This is a genomic window from Lactobacillus sp. 23-2 (assembly GCF_044902225.1).
Classification (GTDB): Bacteria; Bacillota; Bacilli; order Lactobacillales; family Lactobacillaceae; genus Lactobacillus; species Lactobacillus absianus.
In genome coordinates, this window is record NZ_JAOQBX010000040.1 from 1 (window position 1) to 11,581 (window position 11,581).

An 11,581-nucleotide genomic window follows, 5' to 3' on the forward strand; every position below is an offset into this window, starting at 1 on the left:
AGGCAAAATTTATCAAGCCGTTCAATCTGGAAACGAAACTACTAGCAAGATAAATGAAGTGGTCGGCTTTGGCAGAACCAAAACTTTGAGGTTGATAAACTCTTTGGTAAAGAAAGGCTACCTAAACAAACTCGGTAAAGGCAGAAGCACTAAATATATGCTACCGAAGTAGAAAAGCTGAAGAGCTACTAATCAGCATCCCTGCAGAATTTTTCGTGAGGGGATGCTGCTTTTTGCTTGAAACTTTGCCTGACTTTGACAGCGGCAAGCAGCTCTCCTGGCTTGGACTCGTCTTAGCCGCGATTGGCGCTCCCTTCAGCGGCCTTTGGCGCAAGAAGCGCGATGATGAATAGGCATAATGACGAAACTCATTGACCTTTGTTAACGCTAATGTGAGGAAAGTGCTAAGCAGAATCTATCTGCTTAGTGCTTTTTTCATGTTGCTCTGATTTGACACATCGATTCTGCTTCCGGTAGAATGTTAATACTAGTTATGTATGGTAAAAAATAATAAGGAGCTTTCATGAAAATAGCTTTGCAAATTTTAGCTTGCCTGGTGGCAGTTGAACATTTTTATATTATGTACTTAGAAACGATTGCGACGAGTTCCAAGAAAACCGCGGAAGTTTTTCAAATGAGCCAAGAAGAACTGACTCGTCCGTCAGTTAACGCGCTCTTTAAGAACCAAGGGGTTTACAATGGTCTGTTGGCAGTCTTGATTTTGATCGCGACTTTTGCCTTGAGCAAGATCGTTCTGCAGCTGCTCTTGGCATACGTAATCTTGGTAGCGATCTATGGGGCAGTATCAAGCCAGCCGAAGATTCTGCTGATGCAGGGTGGTCTGCCAATTGTAGCTCTGATCGTCAGCTTTTTCGCGTAAGGATCACTTTTTCGATAAACGAGAATGGCGCGAGGCATAATGTCATTAAGCCAAGACATTAAACGGCGAACGCCTGTTGACACTCATCTAGTCAGATGAGTGTTTTTTTGGCAATCGAACCGCTCCAGTTGGATACTTTTCGGGAGTCAACTTTCGAAAAATCCCCAACTAAACCGAAAACTGCGCAACTGCCGCCAAGGAAAAAGCGGTCTTATTTCACGAGCCTTGATGGTATAATGAAAGCGAGGTGAAAATGATGAAATATGAAGCCGTCGTGTTCGATATGGACGGAACGATCTTAGATACTAGCGCCGATTTAACGACGTCTTTGAACTATGCTTTTGAAAAGACGGGACACCGGCACGATTTTACGGTTGAAGATATCAAGAACTTTTTTGGCAGCGGGGTTGTAGTGGCGATTACCCGGGCTTTGGCTTATGAAGCCGGCAGCAGCCTGGAAAGCCTGGTTGCTTTTGGCACCAAGGATGAGCAGATCCCGGAAGCCGTGACTCAAGCGGAAGTTGACCGGGTTCTGAAAGTTTTCAAGCCATATTACGCGGACCACTGCCAGATTAAGACTGGTCCTTTCCCAGGCATCCTGGAGTTGATGCAGAAACTGCGTCAGCGGGGGATCAAGCTGGCCGTCGTTTCCAACAAGCCGGATGAAGCGGTGCAAGTCTTGGTGGGGAAGCTTTTTGGCAAAGAATTCGACTTCGTCTTGGGTGAAAAAAGCGGGATTCGCCGCAAGCCAGCGCCGGACATGACCAGCGAATGCGTCAAGGTGCTGGCGGTGCCGCGCGACAAGTGCGTCTACATTGGCGACTCAGAGATCGATATCCAGACCGCGCGCAACTCAAAGATGGATGAGATTGCCGTAACCTGGGGCTTTAGAAAGGTCCCGTTCTTGAAAAAGCATGGCGCGACCGTGATCGTTGACACAGCTGAGGAACTGTATCAAGCAATTTGTGAGGAATAATCATGAAAGTTGTATATGAAGCTGACCAACAGCGGGCAGCGGTCTATGACCAAGGTCAGCTGATTGGCCAGTGCGTCTATGAAGACAAGGGTGATCACTGGATCATCACGACGACCAAGGTGGATCCGGCTTATGGCGGACAGGGTCTTGGCCGCCAGCTGGTCGATGCCGTCGTGGCTGCAGCTCGGAAGCAGGGCGTCAAGCTGCGGGCAACCTGCTCCTATGCCGTCAAGGTTCTGGCAAAGCCAGGATATGAAGATTTACACTAAAAAAGCATCCCCGCTCCGCAATTTTGCGGAATAGGGATGCTTTTGTAATCTTATAAATATTTTTGCGCGTCTGAGGCGAAGGGGACCAAACTTATTGACATCCAGGCCCATTGAGTCAAAAATAAGGATGTGTAATGCTCTGACAAGATGTAGGAGGAAAAATCATGGACAAGAAGCTGAAAGCCATCAGTAAAGTTTCACTTGCCTTGGCTCTGTTAGGCGCCGCGGCACCGGTAACAGGAACTGCTCCAACTGCCTTGGCCGCCAAGAAGGCTGCTAAGAAGAGTACGAAAAAGACTAAAAAGGCAAAGAAGTCGAAGAAGGCAGCAAAGAAGACAAATGCGCAAAAATACGTGCCAAAGGCCAAGAGCGTAACTGTCAAGGCTGGCAGCAAGCTCTCAGCCAAGAGCGCCATTGCCAACGCAAGCAAGTTGCCGGCTAAGAGCAAGTATGCTTTTTCACCAAAGCCAAACTTGAAGAAGGCCGGCACTTACAAGGTCAGTGTGATCGTAACTTACCCTGACAAGTCAAAAGACAAGGTCAAGAATGTCAAGATTAAGGTAACCGCGAAGAAGGCGGCTTATAATCCAGCTAAGGCTACTTACGAGAAGTACAAGAAGCAAGCTGCAGAGCTGGGTTCATTAGAAGCCGCGCTAGATGACTTGAGTCAAAAGACGGCAGCCTTGGATAGTGCCAACCAGGCCTACAAGGATGCTGAAACTAGCTACAATAACAAGGTTGCAGCTGCTAAAGCAAGTTATGATGAGGCTTCAAGTGCCTATGAAACAGCTGGCTATGATTTTATTATGAGCAAGGCAACACCTAATTACTATCAGGATTCAAAAGATAGCATGTCAAAAGAGTCTGTCCTGGCAGAGTATGTGAGTGGTTTGGATGATTCTGTCAAAAGCGTACTTTCAACAACAAATTTGAAGGAAGATATTAACCTGGTCAAGGAGCTTAACAACTTCCGGTCTACGGATAACAACTTCCCCAACCATAAAGCTTTAGGAATTGATTATGACCTTATGATCTTTGCAAGTATCGCTAATGTTGTCGGAACCGACACGTATGCTCATACCTACTTTACTTATAGCTCCGACAATGTAAGTATTTCTCACGCTGAAAACTTAGCATGGGGCTACAGTGATCCATTAGATGGCTGGTATACTGAAGAAAAAGCAGTTTATGACGCCCATGGCAGCGGCGTAACGGGCCACTACACGAACTGCATGGGCGACTATGACTATGTTGGCCTTGTTCACGATCAAAATACGGGGACAAGCGCAGCAGACTTTAATAGTAGCAGAGCATCAAGTGCTCAAGTGAGCGTTGAGGAATTTGAATCCGCTCTTAATAGTTATGTTGCTTCTTATGAGACAGCATTGAATGCAGCAAAGACGGCTTATGAACAAACCCAAGCTGATAAGTCAGAGATCAATGCTGCGCAAGAAAATGTAACTAGTAGTAAGAAGGCATATGATGCTGCTTATGCTAAAGTGGAAAAGATCAAGGAAGCCAATCGGCAATTGGCAAAAGCTTATACGGCTTACCAGAAGTCTTTAAAAGCTGCACACAAGAAGAAATAATAGTGGTGCAATGAGTGTGGCAAATTAGTTAATCTTGTTAAAGTATGATCCCGATATGTATAGCCGGGATCATACTTTTTGCTTTTTTAGATATTTTCTGAATTGGCTATAATTGGCGATGTGATAAGCTTTAATGGCTAACAAAATCGTCCGCAATAAATAGATGATCGTTTTGCTAAAAAGCAATTTGACAAATACAGTGTTTAGGACAAAAATTAAAGTGTTTAATGATCTAATAATATATGAGAGGATAAGATAATGGATAAAAGACTGAAAAATATCAGCAAAGTTTCAGTCGCGCTGGCGCTTTGTGGCGCCAGCGCGACAGCCACCATTGCAATTCCAAAAACTGACAATGTAATGGCGGCTGCTAAAAAGACTGCTAAGTACAGCTATAGTGTTCAAACCAAGAAAATTACCAGAACCATTGAGATGTACCAGCCTAAAGGCTTAAAGAAGGTCGTTCAAAAGGCTTACATCAAGCGGACGGTCAAGACTAATAAGAAGACCAAGAAGAAGACTTACGGGAAGTGGTCTACCAGTTCTTGGAAGAAGTACACGGCAATTAAGGTGTCTGGCTATACCGCAAGCAGAGCTGTTGTTGGGGCTGCCAAGGTCACTAGAAAAACCAAGAACCAGACTATCAAGATTACCTACAAGGCAATCAAGAGAAAGGCAGCTAAGAAGACAACGCCTAGAAAGACTGTTAAGAAGTCAACGCCTAAGAAGGCTGTTAAGAAGCCAGTGAAGAAGGCTGTTAAGAAGAGCACCCCGGCTTCAGCCAATTTAACTTTCTATGACATCAAGGGCAAGCCTACTAGCTATTGGCCAGCCGAAGACGGCTTAGAAAAGGCACCCAAGAAGGGGGATAAGGTTGTTGTCTTAGGGCAGGGAATCATCAACGGTCAATTGATGTACGAAATTGCTCAAAATTCTTCCGTTTATGTCCCGGCCAAGGATGTACAGGTAGACTACTTCACAGATGTTAAATTTGTTGACTATTATGACGGTAAGGCAAAATATGATGCCGATCTTGCGTACTTTGAAAAAAATGAACCAGAAAATGGTTCTATCGACTGGTTTGAAGCTCATCCACTTGAACGTCTTCGTATGTCGAGCAAAGACACCAAGGTATCAAAATCTACATACGAAAAGCACAATTTGACGTATGCTCAAAGAGCTGCACAACATGGTAGAATGAGCATAGGCTTCACCAAGGAATCTTACACGGCCTACATCAATGGTGAAAAGGCTTACCGGCAATATGAAGCAAAATGGGCTGCCAAGTATCCAAACATCACAAAATATATGAACGAGCTTTTCAATAATGACAGTGACTACAAGAAGTACAATTTAAATACCTTTGAATGGCACTATAACGATAACCTCTATACTGTCAATAACATCAGAAAATAAAACTATTCCTCTGTGCATTAAAATTTCCCCACATAGGTGGGGTTGATTTCTTTTACATTCGATGACTAATGTCGGATGCTTTTTTTAACATTTTTGCTTCCAAAACAAAAAACGGCATGTCCTCGAAACAAGGCATGTCATCTTTTTTGTGTGATTAACTATAAGAATTACGCCTACACATCTTTTTGCAGAAGATTAGCCCCACAAAAGTGGGGATAATTGGTTCTTATACGAACAGGTCAGACGGGTGACTTGGATCATTTACAAGTTCAAGTGCCGCACGCTTGGCATCAGCATCTGAAATCTCACCCGAAAAGGCCTTGTTGCCAATGGATGGCGTCATCAGTGAATCGTCATCGTCATGGCTGAGTCCAAAGACATGGCCCAGTTCATGGAGCAGGGTCTTGAAGGTTGCGTCCTTCGCATTGGCGCTAGTCTGCCGAATCCCATCCGTGTTGATTTGAACCGTAAACAAGGAGTTCTTCAACGTGTCGCCAGCAGTGATCGTACCGGACTTGTTATAGACGTCACCAATGCCATTGCCTTTAAGGATGTCTCTCACGACAGCCGTTGAAAGACCTGCATTGTTTTCCAAGGTAATGTCGCTTTGTCCTGCCCGCTGGTATGAGCTAATCGCTTCATTGTTTGGGGCGGATTCCATGATGGCAACGGTCACGCCCTTCTTGAGGTCATTCACGCTTGTCGTGTAGGTAGCGCCGATCTTGACCTTGTACTTTGCCAGTGCCTCATTCCATTTTGAAATAGCTTCTTCTGCCATTTCAAGCATTGAAGGATCAGCATAGATCGACATGTCGACTGTCCGTGTACCGTCAAGATCTGTTTGTACGACCGGAACTGCACCGTTTAAGCCGTTCTGGCCAATTGGCCCAATGGTAATTACAGAGTCTTTCGATTTTGACCCTTCGCCTGTAGTGGCTGAAAAAGTTGCCGGAACGGTCAGTGTCGGCCCGTAGCTGGAGATTTCGATCGTCCCGACAGGAGTTGTCACAGTCCCATTTTTATCGTGTTGTCTGCGAACGACAAGTGAGTTGCCGGAAGAAGTCTTGACATTGCTGTTCTTGACCCGAACGGTCATAGAGTTGCCAGAAGAAGTCCGTACCTCGTTGTTCTTGATCCGGACGGTCAAGGAGTTCCCGGAGGAAGTCTTCACCTCATTGTTCTTGACCCGAACGGTCATGGAGTTGCCGGAGGAAGTCTTGACGGTTCTGTCTTCGGCCCGCTTGACGACAATTGAAGTGTTGCTTGACGTCTGCTTGATCTTTTCAAGCGTTGCCTTTACCAAATCAAGAGACAGCGTGCCGGCAATGTTTTGTGGAACGTAAGTTGGATTGCCCTCAGCCGTCAGATATTCGATGTTGCTTTGAATGCTGTATGTGCCAGCGGTATGCGCTTTGGCAGAGACGTCACCCACTTGAACGGTATTGAGCCCGCCGACAACGGTTACTTTCGGGATTCTGGGCTTTGTAATTTTTGACGGAGTTGATACTTTGGTCAATGGCGGCAATTCCCTTTTGCTTGGCAGAAGGTCAACGCCCGAACCACCAAAGGCAACATCAATTGACATGTATGAAGCATTTGGATTTGGTTTACGCTGAGTATAGAAGTCTTTAACATACTGATCGTCAATGACCACGTTAAAATCGTTAATGGTGTTGTCGTCGTTGGTCAACAGATTTACTTGTGCATCATTGTTCTTTGGTTTTACGGCCAGACACTTCTTGCCATTAATCGTGACGTATTCCTTTTTCATGTCGGACTCGGCAAAATAAATGTTGCCCTTTTCCGTTGCCATGATTTGCTTGTCATCAATGTCGTTGATCGCAACCGGCATCTGGTCAAAAGCGTGGCGTGCTTTGCCGTAGATCGTGCCTGAGGTCGTAGCCCAAGCAGCTTCAGAAACGCCTTCTGGCTTAACGAGCTCAATCTTGGTTTCAAGCCGCAAACCGAAGTAAGGGCCACCAACATTAGAAACGGACGTTGGGATGAGCTGTTTCTTTGGTCCTGTAGATCCTTGACCGCCTCGGCCAACAGAACTAGATGAAAGAAGCAAGTGTTCGCCCGTACCACCAGTTCCGCTGCCACCAGAGCCATGAAAATCTGCGTTAACATATTGGCCAAAGATAACGCCGCCGCCAACGTGCAGCTTGCAGTCTTCACCGGCAGATATTGAGAAGATTCTCAAAACTTCACCGCCGGATGTCATTGGCCGAAGCCATTTAGAAAGTGGATTGCCATTTTGGTCTGTCAAGGTCAGCGTGACCTTGACATTAAGACGCACGGTTTTGCCCGTTTCCGAATCGTTATAAACAAAAGCGTGTGGAATCGTGATTGCTTGCTTCCCGGTAGTCCCGATTATCATCGTAGTGACATAATTTTTGTTTTTCGCATATTGATTCTTGTAATCGTAATACCAGGGATTCATGCTCTTTACTGGACCAATGTCATTGTCATGTGTCCAGCGACTTTTTCCTTCCGGTCCTGGATCAAGTTCTTTAAAGTAGTCAGTGAAGTCTTTGCCGATACCAGTATGCCAAGTATCGTCATTCTTCTCCCACTTTGCCTTTCTTAAATTGCCGTTCTTCCAAATGAAGCCGAAGCTGTTTCTCTGGATGTCCTCATCCTTGTTAGCCTTGATTGCGGAAATAAGCGAGTATTGGTTTATGCCGGACTTAACATTGATGAAGCGAGGATTAGATGCGTTTGATACCTTGCCTTTAAGATCTTTGGTCAGTTCTGCAATCTCTGCTTTGCCATCTTGGGTAACAGAATCGCTCATTTTGTCCCAAATCCAGTCTTCAATGTTACTAGATTGATCGGTATTACCTGCAAGCTTGTGAATAAGATCTTGGATTTGTTTCGTAGTCATGCTTTGAACGCCACCAGATGAGTGGGACTTGGCGAACGTATTCCAATCGGAAACGTCAGTGTTGATCGTCTCTGCCGTTGCTGGCAGGTATTCATCATCGAACTTTCTTTCGCTGACCTGCTGACGGGCAATCCTGATTTGATCGGTGATCTTGTTAAGAATTGCCTCGCCGTCCTTCTTGTTGTCCTTTTCCAGTTCCTTGTCGGCCTTCGCAATTTCGCCTTCGAGAGTCGTTAAGGAATCATTGAACGCAGCCAGCTTTTGCTGGAATTCGCTGTCCTTTCTGGCCATTTCCTTGGCTTCATCAACAGCTTTTTTCATTTCGGCAATTGCCTGGTCGGTGATTGAATATGCCTCATTGATCTTGGCAACAAGAGCATCGTCTTGTGCTTTGGCTGCAGCCAATGCGGCATTGGTTTCATTGGTCAAAGCATTCTTTTCGGTTTCCTTGGTGGCGTCAATGCTGCCGTCTTTTGCGCCGTTGTTTGCACCGGAGGCTTGACCAATGTCACCGAAGTCAATCGTTTCGCTTGGCCCAACAGTGACGGTAGTCGTAGTGATGTTTGAGTTCTTTACGCCGTCAATGACTGCCTGCATCGCATTCAGCGTATCGTCATTGGCATAGCCTGTCTTTTTATACTCGTCAAGTTCCGCTTGAAGCTTGGCCAGCCGGTCAGCCTTGTAGGCACCAAGAGCTTGGGTTGACTTGTTAAACGTGCCCGCCGTCTGCTTGGCGTTTGCGGAAATCTGCTTCATTTCCCCAAGCCAAGCGTTGATGCTGTCGATGTTGGCCAAGGCATTTGCCTTGTAGCTGGCGGCTTTGACGGCTTCTTGGCTGTCCGTGACGTTCTGCTTTTGCAAGTCAGCCAGGATTCTGGACAATTCCTTGTTTGCCTCATCGATCGAATTTACCTTGGTCGTTGCGGTGACTGTCTGGTTGGTCTTGACCGTATTGATTTTTTGCGTTTCGGTGTTGTCAACGACTACGCCGCCAGCGGCAATTGAGTCCTGGCTCTTTCTCTTGACCGCATCCAAATCGCCCTTGATCCCGTCCTTGTAGTTCTTGATCGTGCTTGCAGACCCGGAAATGGTCTGGTTTGCTTCTCTGATCTTGTCCATAAGGACACGGTTTTGATTTGCGGCATTGGCGTCTTCATCTACTGCCTTTTGATTGGCCGTGATCGTGCTTTGCATTCTGGTCAGAAGATTTTGCAGATTAGAGATGGTTTCATCGAGATTTGACCCCGTGACGTCAACGGTTTCCAATTGCCCGGCAACTCCGACAGTACCTTCCGTTGAGTGGTTTTGCGTTTCAATCGTTGCTCTGGCGGTATTGTACTGATCAACCAAGGAACTCAAGGTATTCAGCTTATTGGTAATGTTTGGCAGCTGATCTTCTCTGACTTCTTTTACCGTGTCGCTGATCGTGATTGCGCCATTGGCCTTGGCTTGAATGTTGTGAATCTGGCTGTTCAGCGTGTTGATCTGTGAAGGATTCTGTCAGCTTCCTTGCCTGTTTCGGCACCGGATTCGCCTGCATAGACAGCGCTGTCATCACTTGTATTGACAGAGCAAAGTGTTTCAGTAATGAAGATGGTGAAGCCTGGCAGAATGAGAAAGTTGAGTAAAAATTGGCAAAAGGCTATCAGGCATACAAAAAGCCTTTGGAAGCTTCGCTTAAGAAGGAATGATAAAAGCGTAATGATTAGAATGAATAAATCAAGCTTGTTTTAGAATGGTTCGGTAAAATGGTAGGCATCAAGTCTTCTTGAATTTTTAGATTATTGTAAATTTAGGACGTAATACGCATTATGATGGGTTTTAGGAGTCGGAGAAATCTCTTGCGTATATTGGATGATCTTTTTGTAATAAACTAATTTGACAAATACAGCTCTTGGTTCAAAAATAAAAGTGTGTAATCATCCATTAATATGTGAGAGGACAAAAATATGGGTAAAAAGCTGAAAGCCTTCAGTAAGGTTTCTGTTGCCTTGGCTCTGTTGGGCGCTGCAGTTCCAGCAGTAGAAGCAACTCCAACTGCTATGGCAGCTAAGAAGTCTACCAAGAAATCTGTAAAGAAGAGTACGAAAAAGGCGAAGAAAGCCAAAAAGAGTACCAAGAAGAAGGCAACTAAGAAAGTAGCTAATAAGTTTAGCAAGAAGAAAGCTACTAAGAAATCGGTGAAAAAGGTTGCTAAGAAGAAGGTAGTAAAGAAGACCGCAAAAAAGGCTGCTCCAAAGAAGATAACTACCAAGAAGCCGGTAAAGAAGGCTACCCCGGCTTCAGCTTACGTAACTGTCTATAGCGGCAAGGGCAATCCTCTTAATCTCTATGTATGGAGCATGGGCGGAAAAAATGAAGGCAAGCTTCGTATTAAGAAAGGCACTAAGGTTGTCACCGGCGAGCAAAAAGTCATGAACGGACAGCTGATGTACCGAGTCTATCAAGAATACTGGGAACCCAAGCCCGGCGACAAGCACTTTTGGGATACGAAGAAAGAGAATTACAGTGGCGAAATGTGGGTCCCGGCCAAGGACGTCCAGCAAGACTTCTTCAAAGACGTTCAGTTTATAGACTATGCCGATACGACTCCTGTTGACGTTCCGCTCCGTGAAACCGCAACGCCGGCTCAAATCAAGGTTGCATATGATGCCGATCTCGCTGCGGCTGAAAAAGACCAAGCTTCTTATCGTGAAGCAACTGCTTGGGCAGGAATTTTATGGGATTCCGCACACCCACTTGAAGGTTCGATTTATGATCAAACCACGATGAAGATTAAAATTTCAAAAAATACATATGAGAAGCATAACGAAAGCTATGCTCAAGATATTAGAGGCATAGCATTGAGACCCGGTGGATGTTACACCAAAGAAGCTTACACTGCATACATGAAGGGCGAAAAGGCTTACCGTGAGTACGAAGCCAAATGGGCTGCCAAGTACCCAAACATCACCAAGGCCATGAATGAATTATATAAAAAGGAGAATGTTGATGTGTCTAAATGGCGCTTCAATGAAAACATCTACACAGTTGACAACATTAGAAAATAATTCTATTCCTTCACACGTTAAAACATTAGATTAATAGCTTAAACTTCCCACTTACAAAAGTGGGCTTGTACCTTGAAAATTCAATAGTCATATACTGTTCTTAACAATTGAATACGGAGGACCACGATATTATGACTGAACATTCAATTGTACTGCTCGAGCTGCCGAAGGGCAGAGTTAAGCCTAAGAACAGGATCACAATGAACAGACTTGTCCTTAATCCGGAGTCCAAAGGGGTTGTGTCATTTTATAGTGATGCCACTAACGAGCTTATGATCGAGGTCGTGGATAGGTTCTTGAGCCATGATTAATTTGGATGAATTAGGTCGAATATTCATTGTTTGTGGTAAGACCGACATGCGCCTGGGAATCGATTCGCTTACTTAGTTAAGAAGAGTTTCAATCTCGATCCATTCTATGGATGTGTCTTTCTCTTCTGCGGCAGCTGCAAAGTACGGGAACAAGCGCGGCAGACTTCAACAGAAATAGAGACTCGAGTACTCAAGTGACTGTT

7 protein-coding genes are annotated in these 11,581 nt (G+C 45.2%); 6 read left to right on the plus strand and 1 reads right to left on the minus strand.

Going from position 1 to position 11,581, the window contains the following annotated elements:
• Positions 1-523 precede the first annotated feature (523 nt).
• From OCH80_RS09665 to OCH80_RS09685, 5 genes are all read left to right on the plus strand, one after another.
• Positions 524-880 carry a DUF1304 domain-containing protein gene (locus OCH80_RS09665; RefSeq protein ID WP_302188369.1) on the plus strand — a complete coding sequence of 119 codons (357 nt, stop codon included), beginning with the start codon at positions 524-526 and terminating at the stop codon, positions 878-880.
• Between the two features lie 256 nt (positions 881-1,136).
• Positions 1,137-1,856: an HAD family hydrolase gene (locus OCH80_RS09670; protein WP_154549386.1), complete on the plus strand. Its 720-nt coding sequence runs from the start codon at positions 1,137-1,139 to the stop codon at positions 1,854-1,856.
• A gap of 2 nt (positions 1,857-1,858) precedes the next feature.
• Complete coding sequence (locus OCH80_RS09675) at positions 1,859-2,125, plus strand: GNAT family N-acetyltransferase (RefSeq protein WP_302188371.1); 267 nt, start codon at positions 1,859-1,861, stop codon at positions 2,123-2,125.
• A 164-nt stretch (positions 2,126-2,289) separates the two neighbouring features.
• Positions 2,290-3,714 (plus strand): Rib/alpha-like domain-containing protein, encoded by a 1,425-nt coding sequence (locus OCH80_RS09680; protein ID WP_404540483.1) that lies wholly within the window; start codon positions 2,290-2,292, stop codon positions 3,712-3,714.
• 258 nt (positions 3,715-3,972) lie between these two features.
• On the plus strand, positions 3,973-5,130 hold the full coding sequence (locus OCH80_RS09685; protein WP_404540484.1) for a hypothetical protein: 1,158 nt from the start codon (positions 3,973-3,975) through the stop codon (positions 5,128-5,130).
• A gap of 226 nt (positions 5,131-5,356) precedes the next feature.
• Here OCH80_RS09685 and OCH80_RS09690 read toward each other — a convergent pair whose 3' ends face one another.
• Positions 5,357-9,376 (minus strand): hypothetical protein, encoded by a 4,020-nt coding sequence (locus tag OCH80_RS09690; RefSeq protein ID WP_404540486.1) that lies wholly within the window; start codon positions 9,374-9,376, stop codon positions 5,357-5,359.
• Between the two features lie 590 nt (positions 9,377-9,966).
• On the opposite strand from OCH80_RS09690, the gene OCH80_RS09695 reads away from it, so the two are divergent.
• On the plus strand, positions 9,967-11,067 hold the full coding sequence (locus tag OCH80_RS09695) for a hypothetical protein (RefSeq protein ID WP_404540489.1): 1,101 nt from the start codon (positions 9,967-9,969) through the stop codon (positions 11,065-11,067).
• The last annotated feature ends 514 nt before the right edge of the window (positions 11,068-11,581 follow it).